The following is a 20,140-nucleotide window of genomic DNA, read 5'->3' on the forward strand; positions in this document are numbered from 1 at the left end:
AGGATGTCGGTCGTGCTGAGCTCACTGATCGCCGCCATCCCGTACAAGACGATGCCGCTCATCGAGATCGGTCCCGTCACGCTGCGCACGTTCGGGCTCATGGTCGCGGTGGGTGTGGTGATCGGTACCTGGTTCGCCGCCGTGCACGGTGAGCAGTACGGCATGAGCCGCGACGAGACCTACCGGCTCGGGACCCGGGTGGTGCTCGCCGGGGTCGTCGGGGCCCGTCTCACCTGGGTGGTGACGCACCTCGACCAGATCGAGAGCCCGATCGACGTCATCGCCGTGTGGGAAGGCGGCCTCCAGTTCGCAGGGGGCTTCATCGCCGCCATCGCCGTCGGCCTGCCCACGTTCCTGCGGTGGAACCGGCTCCAGCGCTGGCAGCTGCTCGACGGGTACGCGGTGGCGGTGCTGATCGGCGCCGCCTTCGGCCGCATCGGGTGCCTCGCGGTCGGGGAGCACTTCGGCCGCCGGTCCGACTTCTTCCTCGCCACCCGATTCGAGGGCACGGTGTTCGCGCTGGCGGACGGTGAACAGGCGGTGCGCGAGTCCACCCTGGGACCCGGTGGACCTGCGGTCGTCCCGGGCGTCTCGTTCCACAACCCGTCGCTCTACGAGTGCGTCGTGCTCTTCGTGATGTTCTTCGTGCTCTGGTGGGTGCTGCGCACCCGCCCGACGCCGAGCACGGTCGGTGGCGTCTTCCTGCTCGCCTACGCCGTGAGCCGCTTCAGCTTCGACGCCCTGCGGGTGAACGACGAGCGCTTCGCCGGTCTCACCGGCGCCCAGTGGATGTGCGTGGCCATGGTGCCCATCGGCATCTACGTGCTGACCCGGGTCCGCCCCGCCCTGGCCGCGGCCGTGGCCGCCGGGGAGGTCGGCGGCACCCCCGTCACCGAGACCAGCACCACCGTCTCGGCCTCGGGCCGGGAGGTCTCGACGACCAAGCGTCGACGGTCGACCGCCGCGCGCCCGGCCCACACCGCGTCGTCCCCGGCGCGCCGCTCCGAGCCCACCGGCGCCGGCGTGGCCGGCGACCCACACGCCGGCGACGACGTCGAGGGTGACCTCGATCCGGTGGACAGGCAGGCCGAGGCCGTCACCGACCCGGTCAGCGCGCCAGACCCTGAGGACACCGATCGCGCCTCACGCCCAGACTGACCCCGTTCTTGCGCCAGGATCCGGCGCCCACCGCGTCGATCGAGCGCAAGAACCGCTCTGGTGGATCGCGGTGGGCGCGACGGGCCGTGGCTCTCCGGTCAGGCGGCGGGTTCGGGCACCAGGCGGACGAGGGCGGCGGCGGCCCTGTAGGCGGCCTCGGCGGGACCCAGCTCGTCGTCGCGCAGCAGGTTGGCCATGATCCGCAGCACCCACTCCATGAGGCTGCGCGACTGCATGCCCACCCGTGTTAGCTCGCGCATCACCACCGGGTTGCCGATCAGCACGCTGAAGAGGCGGGCCACCCGGAAGTAGAGGCCGTACTCATCCGCGATGAGCGCCGGGTAGCGCTGCAGGGCCATGCCGTTGCCGGTGGCGAGCGACTCGTCGAGCAGCTCGGCCACCATGCGACCCGTCTCATAGGCGTAGTCGATGCCCTCGCCGTTGAAGGGGTTGACCGAGCCAGCGGCGTCGCCTACGGCCACCCAGGTGGGACCGATCTTGGGACTGATCGACTGGGCCATCGGGATCCGGCCGCCGGTGGGAGCGCAGGTGGGGGCGTCGGGGTCGATGCCCCAGTAGGCCGGGGCGGTGGCCGCGAACTCGGTCATCAGGTGGGTGGTGTTGACGTCGCGGTAGCCCTTGAAGGTCGACAGCAGGCCGATGCCCACGTTGATCGTGCCGTCGCCCACCGGGAAGATCCAGCCGTAGCCGGGCATGGCCCGACCTTCGCGGTCGCGCACGTCGAGGGCGGATTCGATCCACGGCTCGTCGTGAAGCGGGCTCTCGTAGTAGGTCCGGATGGCGATGCCCATGGGGTAGGTGCGGTTGCGGGCCGTGCCGAGGGCACGGCCGAAACGGGAGTTGGCCCCATCGGCGACCACGACGTAGCGGGCGTGGACCTCGCGCTCGGTGCCGGACCCCTTCTCCTTCACCACCGCGCCGGTGACGATGCCGTCGCGCTGGATCGGGCGCACCGCTTCGGTGCCGGTGTGCAGCACGGCGCCGAGCTCGACGGCCCGATCGGCGACGAGGGCATCGAGCTCGCGACGGCGCACGACGAAGCCGTGCGAGGGGTAGACGGGGTGTTCGGGCCACTTCAGCTCGAGGGTGATCCCGTGGGCAACGGCCCGCAGCCCGTCGTAGCGGTGGGTGTGGTCGAGCTGGGAGGTGAGACCCATGTCGTCCAGCTGCTTGACGGCCCGGGGGGTGAGGCCGTCACCGCAGGTCTTCTCGCGCGGAAAGGTCTTCTTCTCCACGACCACGACGTCGCGCCCGGCCCGTGCCAACCAGTGGGCGGTGGCCGACCCGGCCGGACCGCCCCCGATGACGAGGACATCGGTGCGCTCGGGGGCGGGGGCGGGGGAGGCCATCGCTGCTCAGTCTGGGGCGACGGCCCGCTCGGCCGCCACTCGCAACGGCCCGGTCACCGGTCACCCGCCGACGCCACGTCGCGGCCCGGACCTGACGCTCGCGAAGGAGCGGATCAGCCCCCGGCGACGAGGTCGACGCGCTCGGGGTCGGGCGGAACGCCGTCCTGGTAGATCAGCTCGCCCTCCTCGGCGTTGTCGATGGCCAGCTGGGCCCACTCCTCGTAGAGCTCCTGGACCTCGGGGCTGGCCGGAGCCTCACCCGCGAGGTTCTCGCGCACGTAGCGGGTGACGCCGGCCAGCTCGGTGGCGTCGAGGTCGGCGAAGGCGGGCATCTTCGAGGGGAGGGTGCCGGTGTCGCGGGGCCCGCCCTCGCGCTCGGGGTCGCCGTAGGGGGCGGCCGCGGTGGTCCCGGTCCACTCGTCGCTGCCGAGGTGGATCCACTGCATCATGGCGACGGGGTCGGGGAAGGTGGCCAGCACCTCACCCTCGTTGAGCTGGGCGCCGACGCCGCCACCGCCGTTCGGGAGGTGGCAGCCCGAGCACGAGGAGTAGACCTCCTCGCCCACGACGATGGCCTCGTCCTGCTGGGTGGGTGCGGTGACGCCCTCCGCGTAGATGAAGGCCCACACCGGCAGCAGGGCCACCACGGGCATGGCCCAGTAGGGGATGCGCTTGCGCTTCTCCGCGGCCGCGATGTAGGCGGGCTTCGGCTTGGGCGGGGGAGGCGGCTTCTCCTCGGCGGCGACCGGGGCGGCCGCCGGTGCCTTGGCCGGCGGCGATGGGGCGGCGGCATCGGAGCCGCCCGAGCCGCTGTCTGATCCGCTGTCGCCACCCTCACCGCCGGGCAGGCCGAGGGCTGCCCGCCGCTCCTTGGAGCGCTTGAGGAGGTGTTCGGGGATCTCAGTCAACGGACGGCCTCCGCGGGCGGACGAGACGGGTGGGAGCCTCGCGACCCCCGGCGATGGGCCTGCACTCTAGGTCGGTCCCTCGACGCCGGACCAAGTGTGGCGGGGCTCGTGATCGAGAGTGGCGCAGCGGCGGTCGCGGCGTCCGGCGGACCCGTCCCGCCCAGCGCCCACGACGGGTGTTGTCGGCCCCCGTGCGGATGGCCCGACGATGTGCCCCGTCTTCGCGGGTCGTGCTAAACCTCGCTCTCAAGCGATCCACCCTCCTCGCGCCGGGTGGTCATCCCATTTGTGAGCGATTTCACTAGCCAAGGAGGTGTCGGAGGAGTGGTTGCGTTTGGCGGATCCGTCGTGGTCTCCGTGCTCCTGGTCGTCGGCGTCTTCGTGCTGGCCCAGCGCCGACCGGTCGGCACCGAGCTGTCCTGGGGTGAGGCCATGTTCGCCGCCACCCTGGCCTTCTTCGGTCTGTTCTGGGTCTACGGGGTGGTGCCCCACCAGTGGCTGACCTTGGCTGAGGCCGAGCTGGAGTGGCGGCCCGATCGCTACCTCGCCGGCCCCAGCGGCACCGGTGCGCTCACCGACGTGCCCATGAACATCTCCTATGAGACGCTCTCGCACCTCATCGCCGTCACGATCTACGGCGTCTACCTCGGGCTGCACGTCGCCCTCTGGTCGGTGTGGCAGGGCCGCGGTGACAAGGTCGAGCGCAGGCGCAAGGCTCTCGAGGAGAAGACGACCGCCTACGGCCGTCCCCTGGCCCGAAAGGTCTGACCCATGGCCCGCACCGATGCGAACCCCCCGATGCCCGAGTTCCGCGCCGACTACGTGCTGCGCGAGGTCGACGCGGACTACCTGGCCAAGGCGGTCAAGCCCAAGCAGTTCATCCACATCGACCAGTCCGAGTGCATCATGTGCGAGGGCTGTGTCGACATCTGCCCGTGGAAGTGCATCTTCATGGTGCGCCCCGATGCCATCGCCGAGGCCGAGGGCACCGAGCGTCCGGGGATCGACCCCAGCGACCACGTGATCTTCACCATCGACGACGACGTGTGCACCCGTTGTGCCCTCTGCGTCGACCGGTGCCCGACGGGCGTCATCATCCTCGGGAAGATCGGCGAACCCGCGGCCGAGGGCGACGGCCACCAGCGCACCAACACCTACGGCTACGGCTACGGGATGCGGCTCTCGTGAGCGAGCGCAGCGTCGCCGTCCGGGAAGGGCAGTAGACGAATGGCCAAGGCCATGTCTAACAAGGGCCGTGGCGCCCGCGTCATGGGCGACCTCACCGACAAGGTGCAGGCCTCACAGACGTGGAACTCGATCTTCCGCCCCGGCTCGATCTTCCGGAAGGGCTACACCGACAGCCCTCGCAACCGGTCCTACGTGATCATGAACTCGGTGCTGTACCACCTGCACCCGGTGAAGGTGAAGCGCCACGCGGTGAAGGTCTCCTACACCCTGTGCCTGGGTGGGCTGAGCTTCTTCCTCTTCATCCTGCTCACCGTCACCGGCATCTTCTTGATGTTCTTCTACCGTCCGACCGCGGCGCAGGCCTGGAACGACATCTATGCCCTGCAGACCAACGTGGCCTTCGGGCTGCTGGTCCGCAACATGCACCGGTGGGCCGCACACCTGATGGTGCTGTCGGTCTTCCTCCACATGGCCCGGGTCTTCTACCACGGGGCCTACAAGCCGCCCCGTGAGTTCAACTGGGTCATCGGCGTCATCTTGTTGACGCTCACCCTGCTCCTCAGCTTCACCGGCTACCTGCTGCCGTGGGACCAGCTGGCGCTGTGGGCGGTGACGGTGGGTACCAACATGATGGGCTACACCCCTGTGTTCGGGAACCAGGTCCGCTTCGCCCTGCTGGGGGGGGCGGAGATCGGCACCGACACCCTGTTGCGCTGGTACGTCCTCCACGTCCTCATGCTCCCGTTCGTGATCGTCATCTTCCTGGCGATCCACTTCTGGCGGGTGCGCAAGGACGGCGGCATCAGCGGGCCTCTGTAGGAGCCGACATGACCGAGATCCCCGAACACCTGCGCAAGCGAGCCGAGGAGGCCCGGCAGAAGGCCGCCGCGTCCCAGGCCCCGGCCGAGACACCTGCCGCCTCCGGGGGCGACGCGGCCGACAGCCGCATCCCGGCCCACCTCCTCGAGCGGGCCAAGGCGGCGCGCGACAAGGTGTCGAGCGACCCCGCCGAGCCCTCGGGCGGCGGCACCGCGGTGGCCACCAAGGCCCCTCCCGCCGGCGGCGCCGTGGCCACCGCCACGCTGCCGGTGGCCGCCGGCCCCGGCGGCCACACCCAGCGGCTGCTGACCGTCGTGAAGTCCGGGTCGATCCAAGACGTCAAGGCCCTGCCCCAGGACAAGGTCCACACCTGGCCCCACCTCCTGGCCGTCGAGTTCGTGGCCTCCCTGCTCTGCACGGCGTTCGTGTTGATCTTCTCGATCTTCGTGAACGCCCCGCTCCTCACCCTGGCCAACCCGAACCAGACGCCCAACCCCTCCAAGGCGCCCTGGTACTTCCTGGGCCTGCAGGAGCTCCTCACGATGTTCCACCCCATGGTCGCGGGCGTGACCATCCCGGGCATGGGCATGTTCGCTCTCATCCTGGCCCCGTACACTGACCGGAACCCATCCAACAAGCCTGAGGACCGGAAGTTCGCGATCTCGCTCTTCACGGTGTTCCTCATGTTCTGGGCGGTCCTGGTCATGATCGGCTCGTTCTTCCGCGGTCCGGGCCAGAACTTCGTGTTCCCCTGGAACGACGGTCTGTTCTTCGAGCTCTAAGGAGATCTGATGTCCCTCGTGATCGTCCTCGCCATCATCGTGCTCGTCCTGGGCGCCGCCGCCGCCCTCTTCGCCACCCAGCGATCACGCGACTCCCAGCGCGCCGTGGGCTTCCTCGCCCGCGAGACCAAGAGCCGTGACACGGCGCGCCGCGGCGGCGCCGCGGCACCCGAGGCGGACCCTGCGCCGTCCACCGGCAAGGAGGTCGAGCTGGCCACGGCGGAGGCCCGCAGGGGAAGCTCCGAGCTGGCCGCGGCCGGTCCCACCGCCCCCGTCGAGTGGGTCCCACCCGACGAGGACTCCCGAGGCGTTGCCCGTCGCCAGTTCATGAACCGCGGCATCATCGCCGGCTTCGGCCTGGGCATCGGCGGCTTCGCCCCTGCCGCCCTCGCCTTCCTGTGGCCCCAGGGCACCTCGGGCTTCGGCTCGAAGATCTCCGTCGGCAAGGTGTCCGAGCTGAAGAACCAGGTCGGACAGAACAACGGCTTCCTCTACTACCCCGAGGGCCGCATGTGGATCACCGAGTTCCCGGCCGCATCGCTCGACAACGCCCGCAAGGTCTACTCCCCCTCCGAGCTGGCGGGCATGGAGGCCGGGCTGGTGGCGCTCTACCAGAAGTGCCCCCACCTCGGCTGCCGGGTGCCCGAGTGCGCCACCTCGCAGTGGTTCGAGTGCGGCTGCCACGGCTCGCAGTACAACCGCGTGGGTGAGAAGAAGGCCGGCCCCGCCCCCCGTGGCCTCGACCGCTTCGCCATGGCCATCGAGGGCGACACCTTCACCGTCAACACCGGCATCATCATCCAGGGCCCGGCCATCGGCACCAACACCACCGGCCAGGAGGCCGAGGGTCCGCACTGCATCTCCGGAGGAGCGGCGCACTGATGCTGCTGGCCAGCACCCAATCCACCATCGGAGGCGTCGTCCTCTTCGGGGCGGTCGTCATCGCCTTGACCTACGCGTGGATCAACGTCCGCCAGGGTCGCGGCGAGGTCGGCTCGGAGATCGAGCTCGCCGCCAACCGCAAGACGTCGTTCACCGATGAGGAGCTCGAGGGAAAGCGGCTCGACCGGGTGCTGCTCGCCGGGCTCATCGGGCTGTTCGTGGTGGCCATCTCCCTGGCCCTGTACTTCCTGAACGAGCCCAGCCGTCAGGCCGGCGCCCGAGATGACTTCAAGTCGGCCTTCGTCTCCCGTGGCGCCGCCATGTTCGACACCACCGAGAACGGCGGCTTCAACTGCGCCTTCTGCCACGGCGGCATGTCCGCCGAGGGGGGCGTGGTCGAGTTCACCATCACCGACTCCAACGGCCAGTTCGTCGAGCAGGTCCAGTGGAAGGCGCCGGCGCTCGACACGGTGCTGTTGCGCTACAGCCGCGACGAGGTGCGCGACGTGCTCATCTACGGCCGCACGTTCTCGCCCATGCCGGCCTGGGGCGTCGAGGGCGGCGGTCCGCTCAACGAACAGCAGCTCCAGAACCTGATCGACTACATGGAGAGCATCCAGATCACGCCCGAGGAGTCCCAGCGCCAAGCGGCCGAGGCCCTCCCCGAGGAGATGGCGGCCGCCGAGGAGGCGGGCGTGCCCTACGCGAGCGAGGGTGAGGCCCTGTTCAACCTGGGCTACTACACCGACTTCGCCGGAGGCGCGTACGCCTGCGGCCGGTGCCACACGACGGGCTGGTCCTACAACGACAAGGTCGTCGACGGCAACGGTGCGCTCGGGCCCGCGCTGCGGGGAGGGGTCAGCCTCGCCCGCTTCCCCGGCACCGTGGCCGGCTTCACCCAGCAGGTCGAGTTCGTCTGCACCGGGAGCGAGGAGGGCGTCAACTACGGCCAGAACAGCCAGGGCACAGGGCGCATGCCCGGCTTCTGCCAGACCCCCGCCGAGGTCGACAACCCCCTCGAGACCAGCGAGGTCGGAGTGGCGCCGCAGGAGCCCTCGGATCCCGACACCGTCGGTGGCATGTTGTCCAAGGAGGACGTCGAGAAGATCGTCCGCTACGTCAGGGGCCTGTGACACCGTGGAGATGATCCTCTCTGCCATGAGCTGGGACCCGGGCTTCCGGGGCATCCTCACCGTCGTGGTGGCCACATTGATCCTCGGCGGGTCGGTGTACCTGCTGCTCGCGACCAACAGCGGCGCTCGTCTCGGCTTCCTCCTCGCGCTCACCGGCCTGGCCGGCTGGATGATGATCATGGGCCTCGTCTGGGCCATGTACGGGATCGGCTACCAGGGTCGCGTCGCCGCCTGGGAGGTCGAGGAGGTCAACTACGGCGCCCTCACCGAGGCCAACACGGCTGACGCCCGCACGGTGCCCCCACGCGACGAGCTGCCTGACCCACGGAGCCTGATCGAGGGCAACGATGCCCTCGAGACCCAGTTCCCCGACGACCCCAGCCTGCGCGAGCCGCAGCTGGGAGACCTCCTGAGCGTCGATCCCACCCTCGCGGAGGACCCAGCCCTCGAGGGCATCGTCGAGACCGACGAGGGCTGGGAGCTGCTCGGCACCGCGGACAGCCAGACCGGCGAGGCCGCCGCCGCCGCGTCGGCCTACCTCGTCGACGAGCGGGCCCTCTTCACCGAGACCTCGGACTTCGTCGTGCTCGACTCCTGGAGCAAGGGCGGCAAGGACGACCGCAACGGCGACTCGCTCCTCGCCCGGGCCGCGTTCAAGGCCGAGCGCATCGTGACCTGGCCCCTCGGGCACCCCACCCACCGGGTGGTGGTGCGGGTGCAGGAGGTCGTCGCCCGTGAGGAGGTGCCCGGCCAGCCACCGCCCACCCCCGAGGCCGATCCCGACGAACCGGTGACCTCCGTCGTCATGGTCCGCGACCTCGGGTCCCAGCGCCAGCCGGCGGTGTTCGTCACCATCGCCTCGGCCATCCTCTTCGCGATCTGCTGCACCTCGTTGCACCGGCGCGACAAGCTGGTCCGCCAGGCCCGCGCCGCCGCCGGCGGCTGACATGGGCCAGTACCTGCCCGTCGTCACGCTCTTCGCCCTGGCCGCGGTGTTCGCCGTCCTGAGCAGGGTCGCATCGGGTCTGCTGGCTCCCAGTCGCCCCACCGCGGCGAAGAGCGCGCCCTATGAGTGCGGCATCGTCCCGTCGCGCGAACCGCCCGAGCGCTTCCCGGTGCGCTTCTACCTCGTCGCCATGCTCTTCATCGTGTTCGACATCGAGATCGTGTTCCTGTACCCGTACGCCATCGTGCACCGCGAGCTCGGCGTGTTCGGACTGGTCTCCATCGTCATCTTCGCCGTGCCGGTGTTCGTGTCGTTCGCCTATGAGATCGCCAACGGCGGCCTGAACTGGGGTCCGATCCGCCAGCTGCGCCCCGTGGCCGACGGCGGCATGGTCTCCGCGGCGCGGACACCGGGCACCACCATCCGCCGGGTCGGCCTCGAGGGTCGCCCCGATGCGCCGAGCGAGGATGCCGCCTGATGGGTTGGGACATGAAGGAGGGCCTCGAGGGGCTCGACCACAACATCGTCACCGCCCGGGTGGAGGACCTCGTCAACTGGGCCCGCCGGTCGTCGCTCATGCCGGCCACCTTCGGCCTGGCGTGCTGCGCGCTGGAGATGATGGGCACCGGGGGCTCGCACTACGACATGGCCCGCTTCGGCATGGAGGTCTTCCGGGCCTCGCCGCGCCAGGCCGACCTGATGATCGTCGCCGGGCGCGTCTCGCAGAAGATGGCCCCGGTCCTGCGCCAGGTCTACGACCAGATGATGGAGCCCAAGTGGGTGCTGTCGATGGGGGTGTGCGCGTCGACGGGCGGCATGTTCAACAACTACGCCATCGTCCAGGGCGTCGACCAGGTCGTACCCGTCGACGTCTACGCCCCCGGCTGCCCACCCGGGCCCGAGACCCTGATCCACGCCATCAACACCCTGCACGAGAAGATCGGCAGCGGCGAGCTGCTCCGGCGTCGCGACGAGACCGGCGGTGGAGCCGGCCTGACGGTCGACCAGCGCGACGGCCAGGACGCGCCCGTCCTGCTCACCGGACGGCCCTGACCGTGGCCGACGCTGACGCCGCTCCCCCCGACGGCGACGAGGACCCCGAGGAGCCGTCGGGCCCCGCGCTCGTCCACGGTGCCCCCGTGACCGTGGCCCTCGGCGAGACCACCGCCCACCCCGCACGCGACGAGCTGGCCGACGTCGTGCGCGCCCTGCGCGACGAAGGGTGGGTGATGTGCCTCGACGTCACCGCCGTCGACCACCTCACCTACCGAGCCCCGCGACTGCTGCCGGACGGCATCGTCCCCGAGCGCTTCGAGGTCGTGGTGCTGCTGATCAGCCACCGGCGCGGTGGCGAGCGCCTGCGCCTCAAGGTCCAGGTGCCCGAGGACGACGCCTCGGTGCCGTCGCTCTTCGACCTCCACCCCGGCACCGAGGCCCTCGAGCGCGAGGTGTTCGACATGTTCGGCATCGCCTTCGAGGGGCACCCGGACCTGACCCGCATCCTCATGCCCGAGGACTGGGTGGGCCACCCGCTGCGCAAGGACTACGCCGTTGGTCGCATCCCGGTGCAGTTCAAGGGCGATCCCGGACCGAGGTGAGGCGACCATGACCGAGGCCGACGCCGCCATCACCGATGAGGGCGACCAGGAGATGGCGACCCGCGACGTGGCCGGCGGGGTCGAGGTCCTGCGCGAGCGGGGCAGCGTGCTGCGCCTCTCGGAGGCCGAGGTCGCCGCCATCGCCGATGACGACACCCCCGTCGACGAGGCCACCACCACGATCATGAACATGGGTCCGCAGCACCCGTCGACCCACGGTGTGCTGCGGCTGATGCTCGAGCTCGACGGCGAGCGGGTGCTACGCACCAAGCCGGTGCTCGGCTACCTCCACACCGGCATGGAGAAGACCGGCGAGCAGCTCACCTACATGCAGGGGCCCACCAACGTCACCCGCATGGACTACGCGGCGCCGCTGTTCAACGAGCTGGTGTTCTCCCTGGCGACCGAGAAGCTGCTGGGCGTGGCGATCCCCGAGCGGGCGACGTGGATCCGCATGCTCCTCTGCGAGATCAACCGGGTCAGCTCCCACCTGCTCTTCATGGCCACCAACGGCATGGACCTCGGGGCCCTGTCGATGATGATCTACGGCTGGCGCGAGCGCGAAGAGACGCTGCGGCTGCTCGAGCTCATCACCGGCCTGCGGATGAACCACAACTTCATCCGCCCCGGCGGCGTGGCCGCGGATCTGCCCGACGGCTGGGAGGAGTCGGTCGAGAAGCTGCTCACCACGCTCCCGGCGCGCCTCGACGAGTACGAGGTGCTGCTCACCGACCAGCCGATCTACCGCGACCGGCTCCAGGGCGTCGGGGTGATCACCACCGAGGAGGCCCTCGCCCTCGGCACCACCGGCCCGATCCTGCGCTCCACCGGCTACGCCTGGGACCTGCGCCGGGCCACCCCCTACCTGGCCTACGACCAGGTCGACTTCGATGTCATCGTCGGCTCCTTCGGCGACTGCTTCGACCGCTACGCCATCCGCCTGGCCGAGATCCGGGAGTCGCTGCGGATCATCGGCCAGATCCTCGAGCGGATGCCCGCCGGCGACTACCGGGTGCAGGACAAGAAGGTCACGCCCCCGCCCCGGGCCCGCATCGACGAGTCGATGGAGGCGCTGATCCACCACTTCAAGATCTTCACCGAGGGCTTCCAGGTGCCGCCGGGCGAGGCCTACGCGGCCGTCGAGTCCCCCCGGGGCGAGCTCGGCTGCTACATCGTGAGCGACGGCTCGGCCACGCCGTACCGCATGCACGTCCGGGGCCCGTCGTTCGTGAACGTCCAGACCCTGCCGCACATGATGCACAACGGGCTCATCGCCGATGGCGTGGCGGTCATCTCCAGCGTCGACCCCATCATGGGCGAGGTTGACCGTTGAGGGCTCCGAACGCCTTGCTCTTGGTGGTGGGCCGCTCGGCGCCCACCGTTCGGTGCTCTTCGATGAGGGCTCCGAACGCCTTGCTCGGGGTTGTGGGCCGCTCGGCATCCACCGTTCGGTGCTCGCCATGGCTTCGCTCGCTGGCGCTCGCTTCGCTGCTGCGCTCCGCTGCGGTGGACGCCGAGCGGCCTTTCTCCGTTCAGGCGTCCACCTCACGGGGTTGTCGGGGCGCGGCTGGTCGCGGGTCACGTCTTGTCGGGCGACCTGGTCCTCGGTCACCGGGCCTTCGGCGGTCTGGCGGCTTGGACGGTCGGTGGGTTTCTGGTGGTGGGGTTCTGTCTGGGATGGTGGGCACGTGGCGCGGCTGAACCCCCAGAGCGAGGCGCTGGCCAGGGAGATCATCGGGCGGTACCCGCGACCGAAGTCGGCGCTGATCCCCTTGCTGCACCTGGCCCAGGAGCAGGAGGGCTACGTCGCCGAAGACGCCATGGAACACCTCGCCGAGCTCGTCGGCGCCACCCCCGCCGAGGTCCTCGGCACGTGCTCGTTCTACGAGATGTTCAAGCGGGAGCCGGTCGGCACCTACGTGGTGAACATCTGCACCAACATCTCCTGCCTGCTCATGGGCGGCGAGGAGCTCTTGGCCCACGCCGAGGAGACCCTCGGCATCCGCTCCGGCAGCACGACCCCCGACGGCACCTTCACCATCGAGGACGTCGAGTGCATCGCCGCCTGCACCGAGGCCCCGTGCCTCCAGGTGAACTACCGGTACCGGCACAAGATCACCCATGACTCCTTCGACGCGCTGGTCGATGACCTGCGCGCCGGGCGCCTTTCCTCGGAGATCCCGCCGCACGGCACCCTCGGCCGGGTCCGCCAGCAGATGCCGGCCGACCGCGTCGCCGGCGCCGCCCTCCCCAGCGAGGCCATCGAGCCGGTGTGGGTCACCTCCCGACCCGCCCCGCCCAAGGAAGAGGCGAAGACGTGAGCCGCGAGCGCCACGAGCGGGCGATGGCGGTGGAGCGGTGACCGTCACCGACGCCCCCAAGATCATCACGTCGCGCTTCGGCCACGACGACTCCCACACCCTTTCGCGCTTCACCACCACCGGTGGCTACGAGGGCCTCCGCGCCGCGCTGGCCAAGCGCCCCGACGAGGTCGTCGAGGAGGTCAAGACCGCCAGCCTGCTGGGCCGGGGCGGGGCCGGCTTCCCGGCCGGGGTGAAGTGGGGCTTCTGCCCCCCTGGGGTCTGGCCGCGGTACCTCGTGGTCAACGGCGACGAGTCCGAGCCCGGCACCTACAAGGACCGCCTCCTCATGGAGCGCGACCCCCACCAGCTCATCGAAGGCGTGCTCATCGCGTGCTACGCCATCGGCTGCGCCCAGGCGTTCCTCTACGTCCGCGGCGAGATGGCCCTGGCCCAGGAGCGCATCGCGGCGGCGCTCAACGAGGCCTACGCCGAGGGCTACGTGGGCCGGAACATCCTCGGCACCGACTTCTCGGTCGACATCGTCCTGCACTGGGGGGCCGGGGCCTACATCGTCGGCGAGGAGACCGCCCTCATCGAGTCGCTCGAGGGCAACCGGGGCATGCCCCGCCTGAAGCCGCCTTTCTTCCCGGCCGCCAAGGGCCTCTACCTCCAGCCCACCGTCGTCAACAACGTCGAGACCCTCGCCAACCTCCCCTGGATCCTGCGCGAGGGAGGCGCCGCCTTCGCCGCCCTGGGCGCCGAGTCCAGCCGGGGCACCCGCATGTTCGCGGTGTCGGGCCACGTGCGGAACCCCGGTGTCTACGAGGTCGAGTTCGGCGTCACCACCTTCCGCGACCTCATCTACGCCCCCGTCTACGGCGGCGGCATCCGCCAGGGCAACGACCTCAAGGCGTTCATCCCCGGCGGTGCGTCGGCCCCGTGGTTCTACGCCGAGCACCTCGACCTGCCCCTGGAGAAGGGTGCGGTCGACCGGGCCGGCTCCATGCTCGGCTCCGGGGCCATCGTGGTCATGGACGAGACCACCGACATGGTGAGGGCGTCCCTGCGCATCGTCCGCTTCTTCGCTCGGGAGTCCTGCGGGAAGTGCACGCCGTGCCGCGAGGGCACGAGCTGGCTGGAGAAGATCCTCGAGCGCATCGTCGACGGCCACGGCCGCCGCAGCGACCTCGACCTCCTCCTCGACGTGTGCGACAACATCAGCCCCGGCATCGCGTGGCCGCCCAAGCAGACCACGATCTGTCCGCTGGGGCCATCCGCGGTGTCGCCCATCGCCTCTGCGATCACCCGCTTCCGCGACGAGTTCGAGGCCCGCCTCGGTGGCGGCCCGGTGCCGGTGACCGTGACCGTCGCCGGGGGCGCGTATGTCCCGAAGCCGGAGCCGGCCTCCGAGGAGGTGGCCTCGTGACCGAGGTGAGCGACACGAGGACCGAGGCGGGGGTGGCCATCACCATCGACGGTCGCGAGGTCACTGCTCGCAAGGGCGAGCTGGTCATCGACGCGGCCGAGCGGGCCGGCGTCTACATCCCGCGCTTCTGCTACCACCCGCGCATGCGGCCGGTCGGGATGTGCCGCCAGTGCCTCGTCGAGATCGACACCGGCCGGGGCCCGGCCCTGCAGCCCTCGTGCATGATCGAGGCCACCGACAAGATGGCGGTCGAGACCGGGACCCCGGTCACCATCAAGGCCCAGACCGGCGTGCTCGAGTTCCTCCTCATCAACCACCCGCTCGACTGCCCCGTCTGTGACAAGGGCGGCGAGTGCCCCCTGCAGGACCAGGCCATGTCCCACGGCCCGGGCGAGTCGCGCATGGTCGAGGAGAAGCGGCACTTCGAGAAGCCCATCCCGGTCAGCGACCTGGTGCTGCTCGACCGCGAGCGCTGCATCCTCTGTGACCGTTGCACCCGCTTCGCAGATGAGGTGGCGGGCGAGCCGCTGATCCACTTCCTCGACCGCGGCAACGAGACGCAGATCAACACGTTCCCGGATCACCCGTTCGCCTCGTACTACAGCGGCAACGTGGTGCAGATCTGCCCGGTGGGCGCCCTGACCTCGGTGTCCTACCGGTTCAAGGCCCGGCCCTGGGACCTGGTGCAGACCGAGTCGACCTGCCAGGACTGCGCGGTGGGGTGCCGAGTCGTGGTCGACAGCTCCCGCAACCGCCTGGAGCGTCGCAACGGCGTCGACGTCGACCCGGTGAACTGGGGCTGGCTGTGCGACAAGGGTCGCTTCGGCTACCAGAGCATCGCCTCCGACGAGCGCCTGGGCGCTCCGCTCGTGCGCGCCGCCGGCGCCGACGGGCTGGCCGAGGCCGGCTGGTCCGCCGCCCTCGGCGCCGCGGCTCGCGCCCTGCGCACCGCCCGGGAGAGCTCGGGGCCCGACAGCATCGCCGTGCTCGGCGGAGCCCGCCTCACCAACGAGGACGCTTACGCGTGGGCCAAGCTGGCCAAGGGCGTCATCGGCACCGACCACGTCGACGCCCAGATGGGCGACGGCCTGCCCGCCGAGCTGGTGCTGGGCCGGCCCCGAGCCACCATCGACCGCCTCTGCGCACCCGGGGGCACCGTGCTCTGGATCGGCGCCGACCCGCGGGAAGAGCTTCCGGTGCTCTACCTGCGGCTGCGCCACGCCATGATCTCCGACGGCGTGCGGGTCGTGGCCCTCACGCCGACCGCCACCGTGCTGAACGAGCTCGCCGCCGTGGCGCTGCACCCCGCCCCCGGTGACCTGCCCGCCCTCGTGGCCGCGCTCCTCGAGGGCGGCGACCCGCCGGCCGACATCGACGCAGGCGCCCTGGCCACCGCCCGCGACCTGCTCTCCGGTGACGACCTCACCGTCGCCCTCGGCCGGGGATCGATCGCCGAGGCGGCCGGCTACACCGTCGACGCCGCCGCCGTGGTGGCCCGGGCCCGACCCGACGCGCCCGTCCTGGCGCTGCTCCGCCGGTCCAACGTCAACGGAGCCCTCGACATGGGCCTGGCGCCGGGGTTGCTGCCCGGTCGCACGAGCCTCGCGGCGGGCGTCGATCGCATGGGCGTGGTGTGGTCGACGGTGCCCACCGAGCGGGGCCTCGACGCCACCGGCATCCTCACCGCGGCGGCCGAGGGTCGCATCGACGTGCTCGTGCTGCTGGGCGCCGACCCGTTGGTTGATCACCCCGACCGCGAGCTGGCCACCCGGGCCCTCGCCGGGGCCCGCACCGTGATCGCCACGGACCTGTTCCTGAACGAGTCGTCCTCGCGCGCCGATGTGGTGCTGGCCGCCGCCGGGCCCGACGAGGTCGAGGGGACCGTCACCAACATCGAGGGGCGCATCAGCACCCTCGGGCAGTCGGTCACGGCCCCGGGCACGGCGCGCCCCGACTGGATGATCGCGGCCGAGCTCTCCCGTCGGCTCGGAACCGACCTCGGCCTCGAATCGGTGGCCGACATCTGGGCCGAGATCGAGGCCCTGGCCCCCTCTCACACCGGCATCACCCTCGAGCTGCTGGCGGCCAGCGGCGATGGCGTGGTGGCGCCCCTCGGCTCGGCGCCGACCGGCACGACCCAGGTCACCTCGGCCGGCGAGGCCCTCGGGGGCACCGCCGTCGGTCCCACCGACGGCGCCGAGGGCTCCGAGCCCGAGGTCGCCCAGGAGGACGCCCCCGAGCCGAGCGGCGAAGGCCCGGCGCACGGCGAGACGGGGTCGGCCGGACCCGACGCCGAGGCCGACTCCGACCCGGCGGAGGTGACGAACGACGACCACGACGGCGGCGGCAACGCCGAGCGCGACCCGGCCGACCCGGCCCTCGACGAGCGTGCGGCCGACGACGCGGCCGACGACGCGGCCGCCCCGGCGTCGTCGAACCTGCGCTTCGTCGCCCCCGAGCCCACGCCGGTGCCGGCCCGCGACTCCTACGCCCTGCGCCTGGTGGTCAGCCGCACGCTGTACGACGACGGCACCATGGTCCAGCACGCCGAATCCCTGGCGCACCTGGCGGCCGACTCCCCGTTGCGGGTGCACCCCTCGGTGCTCGAGCGCCTCGGCGTCACCTCGGGCACCAACGTGCGGGCCACCTCACCGCGGGCGACGGTCACCGTCGTCGTGGTCGCGGACGCCGGTGTCCCCCGCGGCGTGGCCGCCCTCGCCCACCGGCGCAAGAACGGCGCCGGCGACCTGATCGACGTGGGCCAGCCCGTCACCGAGATCCGCGTGGAGACGGCCTGATGAACGCGGTGCTCGCCCTCGATCCGCTCCTCGCGGGCGACATCGACCTCGGCGTCGTGGCGATCGTGGCGCTGAAGACCGTCGTCGCCTTCACCCTGCTGCTCACCTCCGTGCTGTTCATGGTGTGGTTCGAGCGCAAGGCCATCGGCGACCTCCAGAACCGCATCGGCCCCAACCGGGCCGGCCCCTTCGGCCTCTTCCAGACCGTGGCCGACGGCCTGAAGTTCTTCATGAAGGAGGACTCGCTGCCCGATCGCGCCGATCGGCGCATCTTCATCCTCGCGCCCTACCTCACCGCCATCCCCGCGTTCCTGGTTTTCGCGGTGATCCCCATCGGGGGCGACTTCTCGGACGGCCGCAACGGGGTCATCCGCGTCTTCGGTCGCGACACGCTGATGCAGCTGGCGGACCCGCCCGTCGGCGTCTTGTTCATCCTGGCCATGTCGAGCGTGGCGGTCTACGGGATCATGCTCGCCGGGTGGTCGTCGGGGTCGAAGTACCCGCTGCTCGGGTCGGTGCGGGCCTCGGCCCAGATGGTGTCCTATGAGGCCGCCCTCGGGCTCACGGTGGTCACCGTGGTCATGGTGGCCGGCAGCCTCAGCACCAACGCCATCGTCAGCGCGCAGAGCACCTGGCAGTGGAACCTCTGGATCACCGGCTTCGTCCCCTTCGTGATCTTCGTCATCGCCGCCACCGCCGAGCTCAACCGCCCACCGTTCGATCTGGTCGAGGCCGAACAGGAGCTCGTCGGCGGGTTCAACACCGAGTACTCGGCGTTCCGCTTCGCCCTCTTCTTCCTGGCCGAGTTCATGAACACGGTCACCATGTCGGCGATCATCGTCACCCTGTTCCTCGGCGGCCCCGCCGGCCCCGTCCTGTTCGGGCCGGGCTGGCTCTGGGGCACGATCTGGTTCTCGGTGAAGCTCTTCGCCTTCTTGTTCATGTTCGTCTGGTTCCGGGCCACGCTGCCCCGGGTGCGCTACGACCAGCTCATGGACCTCGGGTGGAAGGTGATGATCCCCCTGGCGTTGGCCTGGCTGGTTCTCATCGCCGGTCGCCAGGTCGGCGATGACGCCGGGTGGAGCCCTGTCGTCGTGCCCCTCGTCGGGGCCGCCGGCCTGCTCCTCGGCTACGGCCTGCTCACCCTCGCCCTGCGCGCCGCGGAGCGCGTCCGATCCACCGAAGAGGAGGTCGGTGTCTGATGGGCTACCTCGGAGGCTTCCTCGTCACGCTCCGCCAGATGGGCAAGCGCCAGCGCACCACCCGCCCGTACGTCAAGGACGAGGGCGGCAAGCGCGACAAGCCGGCGCGGCTGCACGGCCGTCACGTCCTCAACCGCTACGAGGACGGGATGGAGAAGTGCATCGGCTGCGAGCTCTGCGCCGGGGTGTGCCCGGCGCGCTGCATCTACGTGCGCGGCGCCGACAACCCGCCTGATGATCCGGTGAGCCCCGGTGAGCGCTACGGCTACGTCTATGAGATCAATTACCTGCGGTGCATCCACTGCGACCTCTGCATCGAGGCCTGCCCGACCGAGGCGATCACCGAGTCGAAGCTCTTCGAGTTCTCCTTCACCAACCGCTCCGACGGCATCTACACCAAGGCCGAGCTGCTCGTCGACGATGACGGCCGGGCCCAGAAGCTGGCGTGGGAGGACTGGACCGACGCCGAGGTCGTCGAGCCGTTGACCTCGGCGTGGATGCGCGCCACCTCGTCGTCGGGCGACGCCTCCTATGAGGGGCGCGTGGCGTGGTCCGGTGAGCTCGGCTTCGGCGTCCGCGACCCCGAGCGGGGCCAGTCCGGTGCCCGCACCGTGGCCCGGGGTCCCGCCCGCCCCGCCCTCGAAGGTGACGACCACCGGAGCGCCGACTGATGGTCGAGGTCGTCGTCTTCGCCGTCGCCGCGCTCGTCATCTTGGGCGGAGCCGTCGGCGTCATCATCAACCGCAACCCGGTGCACGCCGCCCTGTCGCTGGTGGCCACGCTGTTCGGCATCGCCGTGCTCTTCGTGGCCCAGGAGGCCAACTTCCTCGCCGCTGTTCAGGTGATCGTCTACGCCGGGGCCATCGTGGTGCTCTTCTTGTTCGTCATCATGTTGCTGGGCGTCGACACCTCCGAGGACCTCGACGCCGAGCCGCTCGTCGGACAGCGCCCGGCGGCCATCGCCCTCGGTGTCCTCATCGCCGCCGGACTGATCGCGGTCGTCACCACCAGCACCATCACCGGGGTGCCGGCCGCCTCCGAGCGGTGGGTGCGCGACGGACAGGACGTGGCCCAGATCGGCCGCCTCCTCTTCACCGACTACATCTTCGCCTTCGAGATCACCTCGCTGCTGCTCGTCATCGCCGTCGTCGGCGCGGTGCTGCTCGCCCGCACCCGGCCCGGCCCGCAGATCGACGCCACCGAGACCGTGCCCTCGCTCCCCGGTGACCGCCGCTTCGCGCTCGACGACACCGACGCCGACACCGACGCCGATGCTGATGACACCGACACCGAGGAGGCCGACGCCTCGTGATCGTCGCTGCCGTCTCCTCCGGTTGGTACCTCTCGCTCGCGGCGGTCCTCTTCGCCCTCGGTGCGGTGGGCGTCATGGTGCGTCGCAACCCGCTGGTGATGTTCATGTGCGTGGAGCTGATGCTCAACGCGGTCAACCTCACCTTCGTGACCTTCGCCCGGGAGCTGAACGACGTCGGTGGCCAGGTCGTCGTGTTCTTCGTGCTCGTCGTCGCCGCCGCCGAAGTGGTGGTCGGCCTCGGGATCATCGTGTCCATCCTCCGGCGCCGGCCCGCGGCCACCGCCGACGACGTGTCCCTGCTCCGGGGCTGATCCC

General features: G+C 70.6%; 21 protein-coding genes. 19 read left to right on the forward strand and 2 right to left on the reverse strand.

Going from position 1 to position 20,140, the window contains the following annotated elements:
- Window positions 1-12: 12 nt before the first annotated feature.
- Window positions 13-1,158: a prolipoprotein diacylglyceryl transferase gene (locus tag VNL12_RS09970; RefSeq protein WP_325594077.1), complete on the forward strand. Its 1,146-nt coding sequence runs from the start codon at window positions 13-15 to the stop codon at window positions 1,156-1,158.
- A gap of 98 nt (window positions 1,159-1,256) precedes the next feature.
- Here VNL12_RS09970 and VNL12_RS09975 read toward each other — a convergent pair whose 3' ends face one another.
- Both VNL12_RS09975 and VNL12_RS09980 read right to left on the reverse strand, forming a co-directional pair.
- The gene (locus tag VNL12_RS09975; protein WP_325594079.1) at window positions 1,257-2,528 is read right to left on the reverse strand and encodes a geranylgeranyl reductase family protein; all 1,272 of its coding nucleotides are present in this window, start codon (window positions 2,526-2,528) and stop codon (window positions 1,257-1,259) included.
- A gap of 113 nt (window positions 2,529-2,641) precedes the next feature.
- Window positions 2,642-3,436 (reverse strand): hypothetical protein, encoded by a 795-nt coding sequence (locus VNL12_RS09980; RefSeq protein ID WP_325594081.1) that lies wholly within the window; start codon window positions 3,434-3,436, stop codon window positions 2,642-2,644.
- Window positions 3,437-3,784: 348 nt separating this feature from the next.
- Between VNL12_RS09980 and VNL12_RS09985 the strand changes: the two genes are divergently transcribed.
- The 18 genes from VNL12_RS09985 to nuoK all read left to right on the forward strand — a co-directional run bounded on the left by VNL12_RS09985 (window position 3,785) and on the right by nuoK (window position 20,136).
- On the forward strand, window positions 3,785-4,204 hold the full coding sequence (locus VNL12_RS09985) for a hypothetical protein (RefSeq protein WP_325594083.1): 420 nt from the start codon (window positions 3,785-3,787) through the stop codon (window positions 4,202-4,204).
- A 3-nt stretch (window positions 4,205-4,207) separates the two neighbouring features.
- Window positions 4,208-4,624, forward strand: coding sequence for a 4Fe-4S binding protein (locus VNL12_RS09990; RefSeq protein WP_325594085.1), 417 nt, complete (start codon window positions 4,208-4,210; stop codon window positions 4,622-4,624).
- An 81-nt stretch (window positions 4,625-4,705) separates the two neighbouring features.
- Window positions 4,706-5,443, forward strand: coding sequence for a selenite/tellurite reduction operon b-type cytochrome ExtP (gene extP, locus VNL12_RS09995; protein ID WP_349257832.1), 738 nt, complete (start codon window positions 4,706-4,708; stop codon window positions 5,441-5,443).
- Window positions 5,444-5,451: 8 nt separating this feature from the next.
- On the forward strand, window positions 5,452-6,225 hold the full coding sequence (locus VNL12_RS10000; RefSeq protein WP_325594089.1) for a menaquinol-cytochrome c reductase cytochrome b subunit: 774 nt from the start codon (window positions 5,452-5,454) through the stop codon (window positions 6,223-6,225).
- Between the two features lie 9 nt (window positions 6,226-6,234).
- On the forward strand, window positions 6,235-7,107 hold the full coding sequence (locus tag VNL12_RS10005) for a ubiquinol-cytochrome c reductase iron-sulfur subunit (RefSeq protein WP_325594091.1): 873 nt from the start codon (window positions 6,235-6,237) through the stop codon (window positions 7,105-7,107).
- A complete protein-coding gene (locus VNL12_RS10010; protein ID WP_325594093.1) occupies window positions 7,107-8,240 on the forward strand; it encodes a cytochrome c in 1,134 nt (377 codons plus the stop codon). The genes VNL12_RS10005 and VNL12_RS10010 overlap by 1 nt, the downstream gene beginning before the upstream one ends.
- Before the next feature lie 25 nt (window positions 8,241-8,265).
- Window positions 8,266-9,186, forward strand: coding sequence for a hypothetical protein (locus VNL12_RS10015; protein ID WP_325594094.1), 921 nt, complete (start codon window positions 8,266-8,268; stop codon window positions 9,184-9,186).
- A gap of 1 nt (window position 9,187) precedes the next feature.
- Window positions 9,188-9,664: an NADH-quinone oxidoreductase subunit A gene (gene ndhC, locus VNL12_RS10020; RefSeq protein WP_325594095.1), complete on the forward strand. Its 477-nt coding sequence runs from the start codon at window positions 9,188-9,190 to the stop codon at window positions 9,662-9,664.
- Window positions 9,665-9,675: 11 nt separating this feature from the next.
- Entirely contained in the window at window positions 9,676-10,239 is a 564-nt protein-coding gene (locus VNL12_RS10025) for an NADH-quinone oxidoreductase subunit B (RefSeq protein ID WP_414654871.1), read from the forward strand.
- Between the two features lie 2 nt (window positions 10,240-10,241).
- Entirely contained in the window at window positions 10,242-10,784 is a 543-nt protein-coding gene (locus VNL12_RS10030) for an NADH-quinone oxidoreductase subunit C (RefSeq protein ID WP_325594098.1), read from the forward strand.
- A gap of 52 nt (window positions 10,785-10,836) precedes the next feature.
- Window positions 10,837-12,117, forward strand: a complete 1,281-nt coding sequence (locus VNL12_RS10035; RefSeq protein WP_414654872.1) for an NADH-quinone oxidoreductase subunit D — start codon at window positions 10,837-10,839, stop codon at window positions 12,115-12,117.
- Window positions 12,118-12,472: 355 nt separating this feature from the next.
- Window positions 12,473-13,105 (forward strand): NAD(P)H-dependent oxidoreductase subunit E, encoded by a 633-nt coding sequence (gene nuoE / locus VNL12_RS10040; RefSeq protein ID WP_325594102.1) that lies wholly within the window; start codon window positions 12,473-12,475, stop codon window positions 13,103-13,105.
- 37 nt (window positions 13,106-13,142) lie between these two features.
- Window positions 13,143-14,513 (forward strand): NADH-quinone oxidoreductase subunit NuoF, encoded by a 1,371-nt coding sequence (gene nuoF, locus VNL12_RS10045; RefSeq protein WP_325594104.1) that lies wholly within the window; start codon window positions 13,143-13,145, stop codon window positions 14,511-14,513.
- A complete protein-coding gene (gene nuoG / locus VNL12_RS10050; RefSeq protein WP_325594106.1) occupies window positions 14,510-17,311 on the forward strand; it encodes an NADH-quinone oxidoreductase subunit NuoG in 2,802 nt (933 codons plus the stop codon). The genes nuoF and nuoG overlap by 4 nt, the downstream gene beginning before the upstream one ends.
- A complete protein-coding gene (gene nuoH, locus VNL12_RS10055) occupies window positions 17,311-18,513 on the forward strand; it encodes an NADH-quinone oxidoreductase subunit NuoH (protein WP_325594108.1) in 1,203 nt (400 codons plus the stop codon). Before nuoG ends, nuoH begins: the two co-directional genes overlap by 1 nt.
- Window positions 18,513-19,184, forward strand: coding sequence for an NADH-quinone oxidoreductase subunit NuoI (gene nuoI / locus VNL12_RS10060; RefSeq protein ID WP_325594110.1), 672 nt, complete (start codon window positions 18,513-18,515; stop codon window positions 19,182-19,184). The genes nuoH and nuoI overlap by 1 nt, the downstream gene beginning before the upstream one ends.
- Window positions 19,184-19,825, forward strand: coding sequence for an NADH-quinone oxidoreductase subunit J (locus VNL12_RS10065; protein WP_325594112.1), 642 nt, complete (start codon window positions 19,184-19,186; stop codon window positions 19,823-19,825). The genes nuoI and VNL12_RS10065 overlap by 1 nt, the downstream gene beginning before the upstream one ends.
- Window positions 19,825-20,136 carry an NADH-quinone oxidoreductase subunit NuoK gene (gene nuoK / locus VNL12_RS10070; protein WP_349257833.1) on the forward strand — a complete coding sequence of 104 codons (312 nt, stop codon included), beginning with the start codon at window positions 19,825-19,827 and terminating at the stop codon, window positions 20,134-20,136. The genes VNL12_RS10065 and nuoK overlap by 1 nt, the downstream gene beginning before the upstream one ends.
- The last annotated feature ends 4 nt before the right edge of the window (window positions 20,137-20,140 follow it).

It is taken from the genome of Iamia sp. (assembly GCF_035575815.1).
Lineage (GTDB): Bacteria > Actinomycetota > Acidimicrobiia > Acidimicrobiales > Iamiaceae > Iamia.

Bases quoted from the DNA above. Each gene is read 5' to 3' on its own strand.
- VNL12_RS10005 (WP_325594091.1), top strand. From the start codon at position 6,235: ATGTCCCTCGTGATCGTCCTCGCCATCATCGTGCTCGTCCTGGGCGCC.
- VNL12_RS10010 (WP_325594093.1), top strand. From the start codon at position 7,107: ATGCTGCTGGCCAGCACCCAATCCACCATCGGAGGCGTCGTCCTCTTC.
- extP (WP_349257832.1), top strand. From the start codon at position 4,706: ATGGGCGACCTCACCGACAAGGTGCAGGCCTCACAGACGTGGAACTCG.
- VNL12_RS10000 (WP_325594089.1), top strand. From the start codon at position 5,452: ATGACCGAGATCCCCGAACACCTGCGCAAGCGAGCCGAGGAGGCCCGG.
- VNL12_RS10035 (WP_414654872.1), top strand. From the start codon at position 10,837: ATGGCGACCCGCGACGTGGCCGGCGGGGTCGAGGTCCTGCGCGAGCGG.
- VNL12_RS10015 (WP_325594094.1), top strand. From the start codon at position 8,266: ATGAGCTGGGACCCGGGCTTCCGGGGCATCCTCACCGTCGTGGTGGCC.
- ndhC (WP_325594095.1), top strand. From the start codon at position 9,188: ATGGGCCAGTACCTGCCCGTCGTCACGCTCTTCGCCCTGGCCGCGGTG.
- VNL12_RS09975 (WP_325594079.1), bottom strand. From the start codon at position 2,528: ATGGCCTCCCCCGCCCCCGCCCCCGAGCGCACCGATGTCCTCGTCATC.
- VNL12_RS10025 (WP_414654871.1), top strand. From the start codon at position 9,676: ATGAAGGAGGGCCTCGAGGGGCTCGACCACAACATCGTCACCGCCCGG.
- nuoI (WP_325594110.1), top strand. From the start codon at position 18,513: ATGGGCTACCTCGGAGGCTTCCTCGTCACGCTCCGCCAGATGGGCAAG.
- nuoH (WP_325594108.1), top strand. From the start codon at position 17,311: ATGAACGCGGTGCTCGCCCTCGATCCGCTCCTCGCGGGCGACATCGAC.
- VNL12_RS09990 (WP_325594085.1), top strand. From the start codon at position 4,208: ATGGCCCGCACCGATGCGAACCCCCCGATGCCCGAGTTCCGCGCCGAC.
- VNL12_RS10065 (WP_325594112.1), top strand. From the start codon at position 19,184: ATGGTCGAGGTCGTCGTCTTCGCCGTCGCCGCGCTCGTCATCTTGGGC.